Source organism: Clostridium sp. ZS2-4 (genome assembly GCF_026719745.1).
Taxonomy (GTDB): Bacteria; Bacillota; Clostridia; order Clostridiales; family Clostridiaceae; genus Clostridium_H.
This window is the reverse complement of sequence record NZ_JAPPRQ010000044.1, coordinates 29,142-48,518: the sequence shown is the minus strand read 5'-3', so window position 1 is coordinate 48,518 and position 19,377 is coordinate 29,142. Positions and strand designations below refer to the sequence as shown.

16 protein-coding genes and 1 pseudogene are annotated in these 19,377 nt (G+C 32.0%); 14 read left to right on the top strand and 3 right to left on the bottom strand.

Translation table 11 applies throughout. The features are described 5' to 3' along the window. Positions 1-270 precede the first annotated feature (270 nt). From OIO11_RS07410 to OIO11_RS07395, 4 genes are all read left to right on the top strand, one after another. The gene (locus tag OIO11_RS07410; protein WP_268070805.1) at positions 271-1,053 is read left to right on the top strand and encodes an electron transfer flavoprotein subunit beta/FixA family protein; all 783 of its coding nucleotides are present in this window, start codon (positions 271-273) and stop codon (positions 1,051-1,053) included. Between the two features lie 20 nt (positions 1,054-1,073). Then, positions 1,074-2,012, top strand: a complete 939-nt coding sequence (locus OIO11_RS07405) for an electron transfer flavoprotein subunit alpha/FixB family protein (protein ID WP_268070804.1) — start codon at positions 1,074-1,076, stop codon at positions 2,010-2,012. Positions 2,013-2,118: 106 nt separating this feature from the next. Further along, a complete protein-coding gene (locus OIO11_RS07400; protein ID WP_268070803.1) occupies positions 2,119-3,552 on the top strand; it encodes an FAD-binding oxidoreductase in 1,434 nt (477 codons plus the stop codon). Positions 3,553-3,603: 51 nt separating this feature from the next. Continuing rightward, positions 3,604-4,746, top strand: a complete 1,143-nt coding sequence (locus OIO11_RS07395; protein WP_268070802.1) for an acyl-CoA dehydrogenase — start codon at positions 3,604-3,606, stop codon at positions 4,744-4,746. Between the two features lie 67 nt (positions 4,747-4,813). Here OIO11_RS07395 and OIO11_RS17160 read toward each other — a convergent pair. After that, positions 4,814-4,921, bottom strand: a pseudogene (locus OIO11_RS17160) (hypothetical protein); the annotation flags it as partial. Positions 4,922-5,250: 329 nt separating this feature from the next. On the opposite strand from OIO11_RS17160, the gene cbiM reads away from it, so the two are divergent. From cbiM to larB, 7 genes are all read left to right on the top strand, one after another. Then, the gene (gene cbiM / locus OIO11_RS07390) at positions 5,251-6,234 is read left to right on the top strand and encodes a cobalt transporter CbiM (protein WP_268070801.1); all 984 of its coding nucleotides are present in this window, start codon (positions 5,251-5,253) and stop codon (positions 6,232-6,234) included. A 74-nt stretch (positions 6,235-6,308) separates the two neighbouring features. Further along, on the top strand, positions 6,309-7,106 hold the full coding sequence (locus OIO11_RS07385) for an energy-coupling factor transporter transmembrane component T (protein WP_268070800.1): 798 nt from the start codon (positions 6,309-6,311) through the stop codon (positions 7,104-7,106). A gap of 21 nt (positions 7,107-7,127) precedes the next feature. Further along, the gene (locus OIO11_RS07380; protein WP_268070799.1) at positions 7,128-7,853 is read left to right on the top strand and encodes an energy-coupling factor ABC transporter ATP-binding protein; all 726 of its coding nucleotides are present in this window, start codon (positions 7,128-7,130) and stop codon (positions 7,851-7,853) included. Between the two features lie 45 nt (positions 7,854-7,898). Then, positions 7,899-9,173 (top strand): nickel pincer cofactor biosynthesis protein LarC, encoded by a 1,275-nt coding sequence (gene larC, locus OIO11_RS07375; protein ID WP_268070798.1) that lies wholly within the window; start codon positions 7,899-7,901, stop codon positions 9,171-9,173. Between the two features lie 8 nt (positions 9,174-9,181). Further along, complete coding sequence (gene larE / locus OIO11_RS07370) at positions 9,182-9,991, top strand: ATP-dependent sacrificial sulfur transferase LarE (protein ID WP_268070797.1); 810 nt, start codon at positions 9,182-9,184, stop codon at positions 9,989-9,991. Between the two features lie 584 nt (positions 9,992-10,575). After that, positions 10,576-12,231, top strand: coding sequence for an L-lactate permease (locus OIO11_RS07365; RefSeq protein ID WP_268070796.1), 1,656 nt, complete (start codon positions 10,576-10,578; stop codon positions 12,229-12,231). Between the two features lie 132 nt (positions 12,232-12,363). After that, positions 12,364-13,110, top strand: coding sequence for a nickel pincer cofactor biosynthesis protein LarB (gene larB / locus OIO11_RS07360; protein ID WP_268070795.1), 747 nt, complete (start codon positions 12,364-12,366; stop codon positions 13,108-13,110). A 231-nt stretch (positions 13,111-13,341) separates the two neighbouring features. On the opposite strand, the gene gltX is transcribed toward larB, so the two are convergent. After that, complete coding sequence (gene gltX / locus OIO11_RS07355) at positions 13,342-14,799, bottom strand: glutamate--tRNA ligase (RefSeq protein ID WP_268070794.1); 1,458 nt, start codon at positions 14,797-14,799, stop codon at positions 13,342-13,344. A 341-nt stretch (positions 14,800-15,140) separates the two neighbouring features. On the opposite strand from gltX, the gene OIO11_RS07350 reads away from it, so the two are divergent. Continuing rightward, positions 15,141-16,532, top strand: coding sequence for a M48 family metallopeptidase (locus OIO11_RS07350; protein ID WP_268070793.1), 1,392 nt, complete (start codon positions 15,141-15,143; stop codon positions 16,530-16,532). A gap of 66 nt (positions 16,533-16,598) precedes the next feature. Next, complete coding sequence (locus OIO11_RS07345; protein WP_268070792.1) at positions 16,599-17,276, top strand: phosphatase PAP2 family protein; 678 nt, start codon at positions 16,599-16,601, stop codon at positions 17,274-17,276. 261 nt (positions 17,277-17,537) lie between these two features. On the opposite strand, the gene OIO11_RS07340 is transcribed toward OIO11_RS07345, so the two are convergent. Next, positions 17,538-18,170 (bottom strand): DUF4397 domain-containing protein, encoded by a 633-nt coding sequence (locus OIO11_RS07340; RefSeq protein WP_268070791.1) that lies wholly within the window; start codon positions 18,168-18,170, stop codon positions 17,538-17,540. Between the two features lie 333 nt (positions 18,171-18,503). Here OIO11_RS07340 and OIO11_RS07335 point away from each other — a divergent pair, with 333 nt between their 5' ends. After that, positions 18,504-19,376, top strand: coding sequence for an ADP-ribosylglycohydrolase family protein (locus OIO11_RS07335; RefSeq protein WP_268070790.1), 873 nt, complete (start codon positions 18,504-18,506; stop codon positions 19,374-19,376). Position 19,377: the final 1 nt, after the last annotated feature.

The window sequence follows — 19,377 nt, the reverse complement described above, 5'->3', positions numbered from 1 at the left end:
TAAAGGATATGTTAATAAAATAACTATTATAGAAATGTTGAACATACTGTGCTAAAATCATAACATATAAATTGGTAGTACCAATAAATAATACTTTTGTAGAAATTAAATCGAAACAATAGTTATAATATGAATAGTATTATAAAAATATCTAATACTATTAATATTATTAGATAAAAAAATAAAATACACAGTGGTTCTATCAAAAAAACAGTTTAATAATGTAAACATATACAATAATAATGCAAAAGTATAAAGGAGAGGGATAGTATGGAGATTCTTATATGTGTAAAACAGGTTCCAGATGATTCTATTGAAATCCATTTGGACAAGGAGAAACAACCTAATTTGAACGGAGTCAGTTTGGTAGCAAATGCATTTGACACATATGCATTAGAGTTAGCAGTTCGTTTTATGGAAGCTAATGGAGGAAATGTTAGTGTATTAAATGTTGGAGCAGATGATTCTATAAACACATTAAAAAATTGTCTTGCTGTAGGAGCTAAAGAAGCATTTTTGGTAAAAGATGATTTATATGCAGATTTAGATGCTATTGGAACAGTTGATGTTTTGGCAGATGCTATTCAAAAAATTGAAAAAGATAAAGATAAAAAATTTGATTTAATTCTTTGTGGAATGGAGTCCACAGATGAAATTACTGGTCAAGTAGGAGCAATGCTTGCTGAAAAAATAGGAACAGGCTTTGTAAGTAGAGCGATTGAAGTAAATTTAAAAGATGATGTGATGGAAGTTCATCAAGAAACTGAAGAAGGATATAATGTAGTTTCTTTAGGATCTCCAGCTGTAGTAACAATAAGTAAACCAGAGTATGATCCACGTTATCCTACTATTAAAACTAAGATGGCAAGCCGTAAGGCAGTTATTCCAACTTATTCAGCAGCAGAAATTGGAGAGGTAAAACAAGCAAAAGTACGTTGCATTGAATATCTTGAACCTCCTAAGAAAGAGGCTGGTATCAAAATTCAAGAGAAAGATATTGCATTGGCAGTAAGTGCTGCTATGGAGCAAATGAAAAAAGATAAGGCAATCTAATTAAGGGGGAAAACTAGAGTATGAAAGCATTATTGTTTATTGAAACAGATGGAGAAAAAGTTTTAGGCGGAAGCCTTGAATTAATTAGTGCAGTTAGTGCATTAGATGCAGAAGGAACAGCTCTTGTAGTAGGTAACAGGGCTGCAGCAGATACAGTAGCTGCTTTAGGAATTCCAGTTATTTTTACAGATACTGCTACAGACTGTGATACTTTGACAGAAGTATTATCAGAAACTGTTAAGGAACAAAATCCAGATTTTATTCTATTAGCTAATACAGCATTAGCTAAAGATATTGCACCACGTATTGCAGGACGTATGAGTTTAGGATGTGTAAGTGATGTAATAGGAATGAGTAAGACTGATGATAAAGTTATATATACTAGACCGGCTTATGGTGGTACAATTTTAGAAAATATCGAAGTAGAAGGCACAGCAGTAGTTACAGTTAGAAATGGAAGTTTTTCAAAGCCAGAAGCAGCTTCAAATGCAGGTGTTACAGAGAAAAAAGTAGAAATTTCAGCTGATGCTATTAAGGCAAAAATTGTTGATACAGTAAAAGAAATTTCTGAATCTGTTAATTTAGAAGAAGCAGAAGTTATTGTTGCTGGTGGACGTGGAATGGGAAATGAAGAAAATTTCAAACTTGTTAAAGAATTAGCAAGTGTACTTGGTGGTGTAGTAGGTGCAACAAGACCACCAATTGAAGACGGATGGATTTCTCGTGCACACCAAGTTGGGCAATCAGGAAAGATTGTAGCACCAAAACTTTATATTGCATGTGGTATTTCAGGAGCAACACAACATACATCTGGAATGGCAGCTTCTAGTTATATTGTGGCAATTAATAAAGATGAAGAGGCTCCAATTTTTGAAATAGCAGATATAGCTATTGTTGGAAATGCAACTGAGATTCTTCCAGTTATGATTGAAGAAATGAAGAAAGCAAAAGCAGAGTAAAGGTTTCTCTGCTTCTTAGCTTAGGAATGAAAATAAAATTACGTATAATTTGATTTTACGTACAGGTGTGATAGATTCCATAAAAAATTAGAAAGGAATGATTATAATGGCTGAGTATAATAAATTAACAGAAGAAATAATCTCAAAATTGCAGGAGGCAGCTCCAGGACATATTTTAACAGGTGATGATATCAATGAAGATTATTCTCATGATGAAATGCCTATTTATGGAAAGGCGGCTCCTGAAGTTGTATTTATAGCACATTCTACAGAGGAAGTTGCTGCAGTAGTAAAAATATGTAATGAATATAAGATACCAGTAACTCCAAGAGGATCAGGATCAGGACTTGTAGGAGGAGCAGTTCCACTTTTAGGTGGTGTTTTAATTGATCTTACAAAGATGAATAAAATACTTTCTTATGATTTAGAAAATTTTGTTGTTCATGTTCAAGCTGGTGTTACGTTAAATGATCTTGCAGAGGATTGTGCAAAACAAGGGTTATTATACGCTCCAGATCCTGGTGAAAAGTTCGCTTGTTTAGGTGGAAACGTTTCGACAAATGCTGGTGGAATGAGAGCAGTTAAATATGGTGCAACACGTGATTATGTACGTGGAATGACAGTTGTTCTTCCAACAGGAGAAATTACTCACTTTGGAGCTACAGTATCAAAAACAAGTTCAGGTTATAGCCTTGTGGATTTGATGGTTGGTTCTGAAGGTACACTTGGAGTTATTACAGAACTTACTTTGAAAGTTATGCCAGCACCAAAGGTACTTGCTAGTTTGATTATTCCTTTTGAAAATTTAAATGATTGTATGTCTACTGTTCCTAAAATTAAAATGGCAAACGTAAATCCACAAGCATTGGAATTTATGGAAAGAGAAATTGTTCTTGCTAGTGAAAGATATATTGGAAAGAGTGTATTTCCACAAGTACTTGATGGAATGACTGCAAATGCTTATTTGCTTGTTACTTTAGATGCAAGCAGTGAAGATGAGTTAGATAACCTTATTGAGCAAACTAGTGAAGTAGTATTGGAAGCAGGAGCAATTGATGTTCTTGTAGCTGATACACCTGCAAAGATGAAAGATGCATGGGCAGCTCGTTCTAGCTTCTTAGAGGCAATTATAGCAGAAACAAAATTATTAGATGAATGTGATGTTGTAGTTCCTGTAAATAAGATTCCTTCTTATCTTGAATTTGTGAATAAAGCTGGTGAAGAATGTGGAATTACTGTTAGAAGTTTTGGACATGCAGGGGATGGAAATCTTCACATATACCAATGCAGTAATGATTTAGAAGAAGAAGAATTTAAAGCAAGAGTTGACAAATTTTTCGATCTTATTTACCCAGAAGCAACAAAATGTGGCGGACTTGTTTCAGGAGAACATGGTATTGGTAGTGGAAAGGTAAGTTATTTAGTAGAGAGTATTGGAGAAGTAAATATGAACTTAATGAGAGGCATTAAAAAGGCCTTTGATCCGAATTCTATTATGAACCCAGGTAAAGTATGTTACCTATTAGATAATGATAACTAATAAAACACAATTGAAATAAAAATAAGAAATAAAGAAAGGTAGGAAATTTATATGGATTTTAAATTAAGTGAAAATCATCAACAATTACAAGAAATGTATCGTGAGTTTGCAGAAAATGAGGTAAAACCAATTGCAAAAGAAATTGATGAAAGCATGCGTTTCCCAGCAGAAAATGTAGCAAAAATGGCTGAAATGGGATTGATGGGAATTCCATTCTCAGAAGAACTTGGTGGAGCTGGAATGGATACATTAAGTTATGTACAATGTGTAGAAGAATTATCTAAATGTTGTGCATCAACAGGTATTATTGTTTCAGTGCATACAAGTCTTTGTGCAACACCAATTAACAACTATGGTACAGATGAACAAAAAGAAAAATATTTAAAACCACTTGCTTCAGGTGAAAAGTTAGGTGCCTTTGCATTAACAGAACCTTCTGCTGGAACTGATGCTTCTATGGCAAAGACAACAGCTGTATTAGAAGGAGATCATTATGTATTAAATGGTAGCAAAATCTTTATTACTAATGCAGGACATGCAGATGTATATGTTATTCTTGCTATGACAGATAAGGAAAAAGGAACAAAGGGTATGTCAGCATTTATCGTTGAAAAAGATTTCCCTGGTTTCTCTGTTGGAACTCATGAATTAAAGCTTGGAATCCGTGCATCTGCTACATGTGAATTAGTTTTTGATAATTGCAAAGTTCCAAAAGAAAATCTTTTAGGTCAAGAAGGTAAAGGATTTGGTATTGCAATGGCAACTCTTGATGGTGGTCGTATTGGTGTTGCTGCGCAAGCTGTTGGTATTGCAGAAGGTGCAATAGAAGAAACTGTTAAATATGTTAATGAACGTATTCAATTTGGACGTTCTATTTCAAAATTCCAAAATACACAATTTGAACTTGCTCAAATGCGTGCAAATACAGAAGCTGCAAAACTTTTAGTATATCAAGCTGCATGTGCAGTAGATGCTGGTGAAAGATATTCACACTTAGCTGCTATGGCAAAGTTGGTTGCTGCTGGAAATGCTAGTGATGTAACAAGACGTTGTTTACAATTATGGGGTGGTTATGGATTTGTAAGTGATTATCCAATTGAAAGAATGATGCGTGATGCAAAAATAACAGAAATTTATGAAGGAACATCAGAAGTTCAAAAGATGGTAATTTCTGGATGGATGGGCGTTAAATAATAGATAACTAAAATTAAATAAAAAACAGATGTTCAGGAAATCATCTTCCTGAACATCTGTTTTTTTTCGGCATAGATTCCTGAGTATAAATATCTTGTCCTAATGCAGTTCCAAGATATCCACCTTCTAAATCATGAGTGGTCATGGTATTACCAGCAATTAGGGCATGTACATATCATTTTCAACATGTTCAGCACATTTATTGTACTTATTAATAGGGTGATTAAGGGTAATCTTAAAATGAGAAAAATATTAGTTTCATATCATTTTGAGATGAAAAATTCTCACAGTGAGAATTACTGCATATTTGTCATGTAAATATGGTTTTAAATAATTATTTTGATATATAAGTTGCAACAACTACTATTCATTGTATAAAACTTTGTTGAAGTTTCTCATAAATTTATTATAGAATAATGAATATTGATAATTTCAATATATTGGTATAATTATTGCTTTAATAAATATAAAATAGAAAAGAAAATATAAAAGGAGGAATAATCTATGCATATTCCAGATAATTATTTAAGTCCATCTACTTGTGCAGTAATGGGGGCGGTGATGGTTCCTATATGGAGAAGAGCAGCAATAAAGGTAAAAGAGGAGTTATCACGAAAAAAGATACCTCTTTTAGGGATATGTGCGGCTTTCTCATTCTTAATAATGATGTTTAATGTACCTCTTCCAGGTGGTACAACAGGTCATGCTGTAGGAGCTGTGCTGGCAGCAATTCTTTTAGGACCATATGCAGCAGCCATTTCTGTAACTATTGCACTAGTGATCCAAGCATTGTTTTTTGGGGATGGAGGAATTTTAGCTATTGGAGCTAATTGTTTTAACATGGCAGTTATTATGCCTTTTACAGGATATTATATCTATAGATTTATAAGCAGAGTAATAAAAGGAGAGAAGGGAGAATATATTGCAGCCTTTGTAGCAGGATATATATCCTTAAACATAGCAGCTCTTTTTACTGCAATAGAATTTGGAATTCAGCCTGTCTTATTTAAGGATGCAACAGGTCTTCCGCTTTATTGTCCTTATGGATTTGAAGCATCAATACCAGCTATGTTAATTCCTCACTTATTAGTGGCAGGGATAATTGAAGGAATGGTTACTGCAGCAGTATATGCTTATGTGAAAAAAACAGCACCTTCTGAAATATATGAGTATACTGCTTCAAAAGTGAAATTCATTTATGGATTGATTGGGGCTATGATTTTACTTGTACCAATTGGACTTTTAGCTGCTGGAACAGCTTGGGGAGAATGGGGTGCAGACGAAATGAAATATATGATAGGATTTATACCTAAAGGAATGGAAAAGGGATTTAGTTTTGAAGCTCCTATCCCTGATTATGCTGTTTCAGGGCTGCCAGAAGTTTTAGGATATATACTGTCAGCCACTGCTGGAGTTATAATTATAACAGTTATTATTAAATTTGTAGTCAGGAAAAAGCAAAATAACCATATAACTTATAGTAAATAAAGTGAAACTTAATTCACAGAGTATTAAAATTGTTAGTTATGGGATAAAAAAGATATTGAAAAGCAGGTGAAGAAATGTCTGCAGATTGGCTTTTTGAAAAAGAACAATATATACCAGAAAAAGATCAGCAGCGATTTTTAGATAAAAGCATTATCTCTATTTTAAAGATACTATCAAGAATAAGAAGAAGAGGAATACACAGTTATAAGCTTCTATATAGATTGAATCCAACTTTAAAGGTTATTTTCACATTTTTAAATATTATGCTCCTATCTATATCAAGAAGTTTTGTTTATGTAGTATTATTTGATATCTATGCCTTATGTCTTGGTTTTACTGTAGATAGTGAAGAAAGGAAAAATATTTTAATAATAAGTATTGTAATTCCTATATTTACACTTATAATGTTAATTCCTTCATATTTGTCAGGAAATATAATAAATAGTACACTTATATTAATTAAAGTTACAGGAACAATAATTTCTGTTAATCTTTTATCTTATACGACCAAATGGGATCATGTAACTAAAGCATTAAAGCTTTTATTTATTCCGGATTTGTTTATATGGGTTATGGAGATTACTATCAAATATATTGTACTTTTGGGTGAACATTCTGTTGATATGCTATATGCTCTTAAACTCAGATCAATAGGTAAAAATAATAGAAAATATAATTCTATTTCTAAAATTATGGGTAATCTATTTTTAAAATCAAAAGAAATGGGAGAAGAAATGTTTTCTGCCATGGAATGTAGAGGATTTACTGGAGAATATTCTAATACTCTCAAGTTCAAGTTAAATAAAAATGATATGGTGTATACAGGAATGAATTTAATTTTTATAATAGTGTTTATATTAACAAGAATATAAATTCGAGGTGAAGAAGACAGTATGATAGAATTCCAAAATATAACCTACAGCTATAAAGATAGAATTGCTCTTAATGATGTGTCTATTCACATAAAGGAAGGAGAAGCAGTTGCACTTATTGGTCCAAATGGTAGCGGAAAGTCTACATTGTTGAAGGCTTTAAATGCTATTGTTTTTCCTCAAAAGGGAGAGTATATTTTTGATGGAGAAAAAATTCATGAGAAAAAATTGAATAACAGTACCTTTTCAAAGCTTTTTCATAAAAGAATGGGATTCATATTCCAAAATTCTGATACACAGCTTTTCTGTTCTACAGTTTATGAAGAAGTTGCTTTTGGTCCAAGACAGATGGGGTTTTCAGAAGAAAAAATTAATAAAAGGGTACAGGATTGTTTAGAACTTTTAAATATAGAAAAAATTAAGCATGAAGCTCCATACAATTTAAGTGGTGGAGAGAAGAAAAAAGTAGCCATTGCCTGTGTGCTTTCTATGAACCCAGAGGTTATTACTTTGGATGAACCTATGAATGGAATAGATCCTAAGGGCAAAAAATTTTTGAAGGAGCTTATGAAAAAACTTAATGCTTCTGGAAAAACTATAATTTGTTCTACTCATGATTTTGAATATGTAGAGGGAGTATTTAAAAGAGCTATTGTTTTTTCAGAAGACCACAGAATAATAAGAGATGATGATTATGAGACGGTTATACAGGACGAAGAGTTTTTGGTTGAAAATAATATAAAGTGAAATTTAAGTTAGCTAAAATAATCACAAAAGATGGGAGAAAGAGATATGAGAATACTTTATTATGATTGTTTTTCAGGAATAAGTGGAGATATGAATTTAGGCGCTATGATTGATTTAGGAGTAGATAAAGATTATTTGATTAGTGAACTTTTAAAATTGAATTTAGAGGATGAATATAAAATAGAGGTAAGAAGAGATATCAGAAAGGGAATTGAAGGAACAAAGGCAGATGTAATTTTAAAGGTTGATCATGATCATCATGATTACATTCATGGACATGACCACCAACATAGTCATGGCGATAGTCATGAACATTACCAGCATTGTCATGAACACAATCATCATATACATAGAAATTTAAATGATATTGAAGATATCATAAACTCCAGCAGTTTAAGTGATAATGTTAAAAAATTAAGCTTAAATATGTTTATGAAGGTAGCACATGCAGAATCAAAAGTTCATGGAAAGTCATTATATCAGGTTCATTTTCATGAGGTAGGAGCTGTAGATTCCATAGTGGACATTGTGGGAGCAGCTATATGCTTAGATTATTTAAAGGTGGATAAAATAATGGCATCTTCTATAGAGCTTGGTGGAGGGTTCGTAAAATGTGCGCATGGGTTGATACCAGTTCCAGCACCAGCTACTGTAGAAATATTAAAAGGAATTCCAGTAAAATCAGGAATAGTTCCTTTTGAAACTACGACACCAACGGGAGCAGCAATTTTAGCTGCCAATGTAAATGAATTTACAGATATGAAAGAGTTTACTATTGAGAAAATTGGATACGGTGTTGGTGAAAGGGATACAGATATACCTAATGTATTAAGAGTTTATTTAGCAAAAAAAAAAGTTGAAGAATCAACATTAGAAGAATGCTTAAAGGATGAATGTAGTATTTTAGAGTGCAATATAGACGACATGAATCCAGAAATATATCAGTATCTTATGGAAAAGCTTTTTAATGCTGGAGCTTTGGATGTTTATAAAACATCTATAATGATGAAAAAAAATAGACCTGGCACAATGTTAAGAGTTATTTGTGAGGATAATAATAAAACGAAATTAGTAGAAATTCTTTTAAAAGAAACTACTACTTTTGGAGTAAGAGAATATAAGGTTTTGAGAACTAAACTTAAAAGAGATTTTTCAAGAGTTAATACAATATACGGTGAAGTAAATGTAAAAAATGCCTATTTCAAAGGGAGAAAAATTAAATGGAAAGCAGAGTATGAGGACTGCAAAAGATTAGCAGAAGAAAATAATATTCCACTAAAGAACATATATGATGAAGTTTTGAAAAATGTAAAGGAGTAGTGCAGCTGATGAAGGATAAAAAATACACTAAGCTTTTAGATTATTTAAAAGAATTAGAAAGTGCAGTCATTGCTTTTTCTGGTGGAGTGGACAGTACTTTTTTGTTAAAAGTAGCAAAAGATGCTTTAGGTGAGAAGGCTGCAGCTGTAACCGTAGTGTCACCCTACATACCTAAGTGGGAGATAGAAGAAGCAAAAGAGATAGTTGCTGAACTTGGAATTAAACATGAATTTATAGAGGTTTCCATAATGGATGAAATCAAGTTTAATCCAGATAATAGATGTTATTTATGCAAAAAAGCTATTTTTACTAAAATAAAACAATTTGCTAATAAAAATGAATATAACTATGTATTGGATGGTACTAATTTAGATGATACGAAGGATTATCGACCAGGACTTGTAGCTCTGGGTGAACTTGAAATTAAAAGTCCACTATTAGAAAACAGGTTAACAAAACAAGAGATAAGAGAGCTATCTAAAGAATTGGGACTTCAAACGTGGAAAAAGCCAGCTTATGCTTGTTTGCTTTCAAGAATTCCTTATGGCAATGAAATTAAGATAGAAGAACTTGATAGAATTGAGAAGGCAGAAAAGTATTTGATGAGTATTGGCTTTGAAGGTGTAAGAGTTAGATGCCATAGTGACTTAGCAAGAATTGAGGTGCAGGGAGAAGAAAGACATAAGTTGTTTAATGAAGAAATCTTAGATAGCATTTCAGCTACACTGAAGGAATATGGCTTTAGATATGTTTCGTTAGACATGGAAGGGTACAAAAGTGGAAGTCTGAACCAAAGCATTAAAATTAATAACCAATAACTGTTAAGTAAATAGGATATATAGTGCAATATAAACTATTTATTCTATTTTTTTATTTTCAAGGAATTATAAAAATAAAATTTGTATATAATTTCATTTATTACGTTAAGTCTGATGGTATGACCTTATGCCTTTTATACGTATAAGTAAATTGAAAAGATAGTTATAAAAATAACATCGAAATAAGAAGAAAATTTAACAAGTGAAATTATAAAATACTGTTATATTGGTATTTTTGTCCAAAACAATGGGAAAAATAAAGGGGAGATTTGTAACAAAATATGATTTATATGTATATAATCGTTAAAAAAATAACTAATTATTGTGAAAAAATGCACAAATAAATTTATATTAAAAAAATATATTTATGGTGAAAAAGTAGAAATATTGATAGTGAGTACAATTACAAAAAGATATGCATAAATAGGTAGTGTTAAAAAATTAACTATAGTAGAAATGCTCAGAATAATATGGTAACATTGATGTAGATATTAGGTCATCATACCAGTAGACCTGTGGAAGGACAAGAAGGTAGCTATCGTTTTTTTATTCATTCCACAAAATTAAATAGATGAGGTGATAAGATGTTAGCATTAATAGCTTTAATACCAATTTTAGTAGTAGGAATCTTAATGATGAAGTTTGATTTACCGTCTACAAAAGCCATGCCAGTTGGTTTTATATCAGCAGCAATATTGGCTATGATTTTTTGGAAAATGCCAGGACAATGGGTTGGAGCAGTTGTTATTTCAGGAGCTATAAATACTCTTGATATACTATTCATAGTATATGGAGCACTACTTATTTTGGATATAATGAGAAAAAGTGGTGGGGTTGATGGAATAGCACATTCTATGGCTACAGTATCTACTGACAGAAGAGTTCAAGTTATTGTAATCGGTTTCCTTATGGGAGCTTTCTTTGAAGGAGCAGCAGGTTTTGGAACACCAGCAGCAGTTGCGGCTCCATTGCTTGTAGGTTTAGGATTTCCACCATTAGTAGCAGCTACGGTTGCATTAATAGGTAACAGTACACCAGTATGTTTTGGTGCCGTAGGAACACCAATAGTTGGTGGACTTGCAAGTTTGAAATCTGCGGTAGAGGCTGGAGGATTTCAAGGAGATTTTACAGCTTTCTTAAGTAATGTAGGTGCATTTGCGGGACTAATACAATTATTAGTAGGTTCATTTATTCCACTTGTAATGGTATGTGTTATGACGTTAATTGTGGATAAGAGTATAAAAAAAGGTTTGGAAGTGTTACCTTTAGCATTATTTGGAGGATTAGTACTTAGTATTCCACAAATAATAGTAGCATATTTTGCTGGACCAGAAGTTCCAGCTTTAGTAGGAGCTTTAATTGGAATTCCTGTATTTGTAATTGCAATTAAAAAAGGTTTATTTGTTCCAAAAACTAAATGGGATTTCAAACCTCATGACCAATGGGAAGCTGATTGGGAAGGTGAAGTTGCAGCAACAGTAGCTGGAGAAGATAACAAAAATATAATGAGTGCAGGTAGAGCTTGGGCACCATATATTTTAGTAGGAATATTATTATTACTAGGTCGTTTAAAATGGATAGGACTTACTCCGATTCTTAAGTCTTGGAGTATAGGATGGAGCAATATTTTAGGAACGTCTTTATCAAAAAGTATAACACCTTTGTATAACCCAGGAATTATTCCATTCATGTTAGTTGCATTAATCATTCCATTTATGCACGGACTTGATAGAAAAGAAGCAGTAAAGTCTTGGAAGGCCGTAATAGGTCAGGTAAAACCTGCTGCAATAGCACTGTTCTTTGCACTTTGTATGACATACACAATGATGAATGCAGGTGGAGCAACTAATTCAGATTCAATGCTAATAGTAATGGCTAAAGCAGCAGCAGCATTAGCTGGACAAGGATGGTATTTTGTAGCACCAATAGTTGGTATATTAGGATCATTCGTATCAGGTAGTGCAACAGTATCAAATATCATGTTCGGAGCTCTTCAATTTAGTGCAGCAAAACAAGTAGGTGCACCTGTAACTTCGATACTTGCATTACAATCAGTAGGTGCTGCAATAGGAAATATGATCTGCGTACATAACGTAGTATCAGTGTTAACAACTGTTGGATTAGTTGGTAAAGAAGGTAAAATAATAAAAATGAATATGAAGGTTGCATTGACTTATGGAGTATTAGCAGGTCTTGTTGGCTTAATTATAACAAAAGTATTTATGACAGGAATATTTTAAAAAAGCTTTTAGTAAAGCTGAATATTATTGTAAACAGCATCTATTTAAAAATAGGTGCTGTTTTGCTATATATATGGTGGTTAAATAATGTGAAATAAAGTAAAATATTCATTGAAAGGGGTGAAATTAAAAATGAATTCAGAAGATATAAAGAGGTTGTTAGAAGAAGTGAAAAATGGAAATGTATCAATAGATGAAGGGGTAGGTAAGCTTAGTGATTTGCCTTTTAAGGATTTGGGGTATGCATTGATTGATAATCATAGAGAGATTAGAGTTGGATATCCTGAGGTTATTTATTGTGCAGGAAAAACGGTGGAACAGGTAAAGGGCATAGTAGGGTTTATGAATACAAAGGACAACAATATCCTAGGAACTAGAGCTAATAGAGAAATGTATGAGCAGATTAAGGAAGTATGTGAAAATGCAGACTACAATGAATTAGCAAGAACTATAACTGTAAGAAAAAAAGATATAAAGCTTACAGATACATACATAGCTGTGGTTACAGCAGGAACCTCAGATTTACCTGTGGCGGAAGAGGCAGCAGTGACAGCAGAGATTTTTGGAAACAGAGTAGAGAGAATCAATGATGTAGGGGTAGCAGGAATTCATAGGTTATTTAATAAGCTGGATATTATTAGAGGGGCTAAAGTAGTAATTGCTGTGGCAGGAATGGAAGGAGCTCTTGCCAGTGTGATAGGAGGACTTGTGGATAAACCCGTGATAGCAGTTCCAACCAGTGTTGGCTATGGTGCCAATTTTGGAGGACTATCAGCTCTTTTGTCCATGCTAAACAGCTGCTCTAGCGGCACGAGTGTAGTAAATATTGATAATGGCTTTGGAGCAGGATACCTTGCAAGTATGATAAATAAACTTTAGAATAAAATTGCGTAGCAATTTTATTCTAGTAACCAGTAACCAGTCACCAGTGAAGGATGTTTTGCTAATGCAAAACTAAAATTAAAATAAAGAAAAATAGACTTAAAAGTAGATATAATCTATATTTAAGTCTATTTTATTTAACTTTATTAATTCTGTTTCTTTTATTCTTTATACTGGGGATTGGTTACTGGCCACTGGGGACTATAATAATGTTGCATCGCAACATTATTATTTCAATTTTTCAATTCCAACTTTAATTCTTCTTAAAGATTCTTCTTTTCCAAGAATTTCAGCTAATTCAAAAGCTCCACCTGGAGAAAAGCTTTTTCCAGAAAGGGCAGTTCTAAGAGGCCATAAAACCACACCGTTTTTAACTTCCATTTCTTTTATTAAAGCAAAGATTGTATCGTGAAGAGAGTCAAATGTCCAATCTTCTAAAGCTTCAAGAACTGGAAGAGCTTTTTCAAGAGTAACTAATGAATTTTCAGGATTAGTTTTCATCTTTTTATGAGTATATAAATCTATATCATATTCTGGTAGAGCTTCAAAGAAGTCTATGAAATCAGGAATTTCATTTAAAAGTTCAACTCTTGTTTGAAGAAGCTCACTTATTTTCATTACATTAAGTTTTTCCATGTTTTCCTTAGAAAATGCTTTTTCGTAGTAAGGAAGTGCTTTATTATGGAAATCTTCAACAGATAGCTTTTTAATGTATTCTCCATTCATCCATTTTAATTTAACATCATCAAAGATTGCTGGAGATTTATTTATATGTTTGTAATCAAATTTTTCTACTAATTCTTCTAGAGAAAATATTTCTTGGTCTGTTCCAGAACTCCATCCAAGTAATGCAATGAAGTTTACTACAGCTTCTTTTAAGTAGCCTTTAGCTAGTAAATCTTCAAATGAAGCATCTCCATTTCTCTTACTTAGCTTGTTATGAGCATCCTTCATTATTGGAGGACAATGTATATAAGTTGGTACAGGCCATCCGAAAGCATCATATAAACGGTTGTATTTTGGTGATGATGATAGATACTCATTACCACGAACTACATGAGTAATTCCCATTAAATGATCATCTACAACATTAGCAAAATTGTAGGTTGGAAGTCCATCAGATTTTATTAAAATCATATCTTCTAGTTCAGAGTTATCAACAGTAATTGTTCCATAAATTTCGTCTTCAAAAACAGTTGTACCATCTGTTGGGTTCTTTTGTCTTATAACATAAGGAACTTCAGCAGCTAGTTTTTCTTCGATTTCTTCATTAGTAATAGTATGATATTCTGCCTTATATTTATAAGGCTTTTGTTCTTTTTCGCATATTTCAGCTACTGCATCAGCCTTATCGTTGAAAACATAATATGCTTCACCTTTTTCTACTAATTGTTTAGCATAATCAAGGTAAAAATCTTTTCTTTCACTTTGTACGTAAGGACCTACAGGACCACCTACATCTGGACCTTCGTCATGTTTTAAACCGGTCATTTCTAAAGTTCTGTAAATAACATCAACAGCACCTTCTACATATCTTTGTTGATCAGTATCTTCTATTCTTAGTATGAATTTCCCGCCTTCATGTTTAGCTATCAAATAAGTATAAAGTGCTGTTCTTAAGTTTCCGATATGCATATAACCAGTTGGGCTAGGTGCAAATCTAGTTCTAACTTCTCTTCCTGACATATTTTTCACTCCTATGTAAATATTTTAAATGCCTCCCATCCGCATCTTGGGACGAAAGGCATATTCTGAACGCTATTTTTATCATATACTATAGGATAGTTTATGTCAACAATGAGATAAATATTAGTTGTGGTGTATTATGTTAATACGTTCTTTGAAAATTTTGATAATTTTTTTTAGAAGATGGAGTATACTTAGTAGTGACCAGTGACCAGTGACCAGTGACCAGTGACCAGTGACCAGTGACCAGTGACCAGTGACCAGTGACCAGTGACCAGTGACCAGAAAGCAGGTACTAGGAACAGAAACAATGAATTAGCAATTAGTGAATAGAGAACAGTGTGGTTGAAGTTAAAGGAGTGAGATTAGATATAATGAAAAGTAAAAGTAAAGTATGGATATTATTTTTTATATTTATTTTGACTATGGGAATTTTGAAATTTTCAAAATTTCAAACTGTACTTGCAGTGGAAGGAGATACAGCGATTTGTCAGAGGACAAATGATGTGTTAACCAATGATAAGAATAAAAGTATAAATATTTCTTATGTAGAAAATCAATATGAGAGAATAGGACAGAAGTATTATGAAAGTGATAGGGTAGTTCAAGCAGCAAAGATAATAATGGGTTTTTTAGTACCAGCAGTAATATTATTTACAGGTTTCTCTGCTAAATTGAGCAATTTTTCTAATAGTATAGGGAAAAATATGTTTTTAAGTGTAGGAATTTATGGAATTATATATAACTTGATTGATAGTTTGGCAAATTTACCATTAGCATACTATGGTGGATATATTCAGAGTCATATTTTTGGACTTTCTCACCAAGCTTTCAGCAGCTGGATTAGAGATTATTTTATAAATTTTTTATTAAATACTGGGGCAATATTCGTGCTTCTTTGGATACCCTATAGATTTATAAAAAGGCATCCTAAAAGGTGGTGGATATATACAGGAATCACAATTATACCTATAACTATATTTATGTATATAGCTCAACCTGTGATTATAGATCCTTTATTTAATAAATTTAAACCCATAGAAAATAAAAAAATAGAAAGAAGTTTGGTTCAGCTAACAGAAAAGGCTAATATAAAGGAATGTACAGTTCTTCAGATAGATAAAAGTAAGGATACGTCCATGATAAATGCTTATATGACTGGTATAGGAAAATCAAAAAGAATTATCTTATGGGATACAGCCATAAAAAAACTTAATTTAAGGGAATTGAGATTTGTTATGGCTCATGAAATTGGACATTATGTTTTGGGACATATTAAAAAATCTATTTTTTTAGAGATAATAGGGATTTTTATTGTTCTTTATATAATAAGCAAGGTAGCACCGATTTTAATTAAAAAATATAAAAGAAGATTTAAATTTAGAAGGTTCAGCAATACAGCCTCATATCCATTAGCCATAATTATAATTAATTTATGCCTTCTATTTATGATTCCTTTAGCTAATGCGTATTCCTGCTATATGGAACGACAGGCAGATACCTTTGCAATTGAGATAACAAAGGATAATGAAGCTGCAGTTTCAGCTTTTGACAAATTGTCAAAACATGGAATAGTAATTCCTGATCCAGATCCATTATATAAGATGTGGAAATATGATCATCCACCTATAAAAGAACGCATAGAATTTTTAAAGATTTATAAGCCTTGGGAGGAAGGAAAAAGCTTGAAATTTATCTCATACTTTTTATCAGAAGCTAAAATGGATAAATAATTGGATGACATAGGAATAGAAAGATAGTATACTATTAAGAGATTAAATTTTAAAAAGGAGAATAGTATGTTATATAGAAGCACATATAGAGAATATAAAAGAGAACCTATGTATTATTTGTATATACTTGTGGTATTGGCAATCGTATGGTCTGGATTTCTTATAATTAAGATGGGGGATAGTTTTAAAGCTGTTGGAGGTAGTTTAGACAATAAAGTAATAAGTATAGTAGACAGTATTAGAAGTGAAATTTTAAATAAAGTGTTTATATTTTTAAGTATAAGTGGAGATACTGTAGTAGCAGTTATAATAACTTTAAGTGTTATTGGAATTTTATATTATAGAAATAAAGTTTTTGAAGCGGTAGTGTATGCTGCACATATGCTGGGAGCTGCAGTTATGAGTCAGGGATTAAAGTATATAGTCAGAAGACCAAGACCACAAGGAGATTGGTTAGTAGATATTACAAAATATACTCATATTGGACAATACAGTTTTCCGAGTGGACATGCTTTGTTAGCTATGTCTGGAGCTCTTTTAGCTATTTATTTCATTTTATCCATGGCAAAGAATAAGGTTTTAGCTGTACTTGGTAGTATTTTTATTTTTATTTATGCAGTGCTAGTTGGAATAAGTAGAGTATATGTAGGAGTACATTACTTGAGTGATGTAGTTGCTGGATGGGCTTTTTCTGCCATATGGGTATTTATAGTGTTGGTTGTGTATAGGAAATACAAATACTAAACTGGAAAGTCAAAAGGTCTGTTCTTTTAAGAAGCTAGTCGATCCTCATAGAATAAAGGGTCAACTTGCTTCTTTTTAATTATTCTACTTATGCTAAAGTTATTGATTTTTTCAATAAACGAAAAAATATTCTTTCTTAGATAACAGGCACCGGTTGAGGTGGCTGTTTTTTAGTGCATTTTTTTAGTTTTGGCATAGACTTACACCAAAACTGATAGCTAAAAACACCTATTAACTCTTATGATTTATGTCGTAACATTCTTAAAATTCAATGTATGTGTTTCCGTCAAGCGGTATCAAAACTTGCAGAGGAGGTTTTTTTCCTAAAAGTCCTACTGCATAAACTGTATAGAATCTGTTCTCTTTAAATCTTATGTTAGGTATGATTAGTGCAACTTTGTCAGTTCCGGCAGGTCTAGCTTGAAGTGTGTATACTCCAGGGTCTACTGCAATATAATTTGTCATATCTTCAAAGCCTACATCACCAAATAATATTTTGCCATCTGCAAGAGTAATATCTACTTTAGGAGTATTAGGAGACAGATGACAGAATCTAACATAAGCTTTATTTCTTACTTTAGGCATAATTGAATCAACATATGGGAGCAGTTTAATATTAGCCAACATATCTGCAGCAGCTATTGTGTAAATAGTTTCAGGCTCAACAGTTAAGTTAGTATTTATAACTGGATTAATGGTTTTACCAGCAGGAAATACTTTAACATTATAGTTTCCAGCAGGAACTTCTAAATATTCTGTAAAACGTTTATAAGGCAAATTTCTAGCTATTAATTTACCATTTGCATAGACATCTACAGGAGGTGCATCGGGAGAAGCGTGAAATATTCTTATAAAAGATTTCATTGTTGTTCTAAATAGAGGATAAAAATACATAAGTTTGTCACCTTTCGAAATTATTTCTACATATATAAGATATGATACTGATAACAATATGTGAATAAAATAATGAATAAATATATATATAACAGACAGTGGAATGAAATTAATAGATATATTGTTAAAAATATACAAAAGGTATAAAATATAAATTATACAAAATAAATACATAATAAGTTATCCAAATTAAATTTAAAATTGCTATAAGTTGATATATATTGCAATCATCAATATTTATTGTTCAATGATCAATTTGTCAAAAAACTTCAACGAAGTTTTAATACAATAAATAGTAGTTGTTACAACTAGATTATATAAGGAGGGGAGTAAATGAAGCATATAAATAGAATAAGAGGAGGAATGTTTGGTGCAGCTTGTGGAGACTCGTTAAATAAGCTTTTGAAATATTTACCGAATAAAGAGCGATACAAAAAAATATATAATGGTGTAAAGAGATATTTTGTTGAAGATATTGGTGGAGAAGTAACCGACGATACCAGGATGATGTTGGCAACTGCAAAAGGTATTATAGAGTCTCCGAAAGAGCCAACTAATTCCATAGGAAAGTTTTTTCTTAAAATTTATCATGATAATCCTGAAAATTTAGGATTGACTATTAGAATAGCGTTAGCTGAATATGAAAGATATAAGGATTGGAAAAAAGCTTCATTAAAAGCTCATTTAAGGTTAGGTGGAAGAAGTGCTGGAAATGGGTCATTAATGAGAACTCTTCCAATAGCTTTATATTATAATAATTTAGATAGAATGATAGAGATTACAAAAAAACAATCAAATTTAACTCATTACAGTAAAACTGCTTCAGAGGCATGTATACTTTATAATATACTTGTATACAGATATATTAGAGGAGAAAATAAAATTGATGTGCTGAAAGAAGTTTTAAAAAAATTTCCATTGTATAAAGATATATTGGATATAGATGAAAGTAAACTTACTAGAAGAGAATGCGCAGTTGATACCTTAAGATGTTCTTTATGGTGTCTTTTAAATACCGAATCATATGAAGAAGCTGTATTGAAGTCAATAGAAATTTATGAGGATAAGGATACTATTGGAACAATTACTGGTGGTATTGCAGGAGTATATTATGGATACGATAATATAAGTGAGAAGTGGACAGACAGTTTGTCAATAAAAGATGAACTTTTTATGATAAGTGAGAAAATTTCAAAGGCAGGATGAA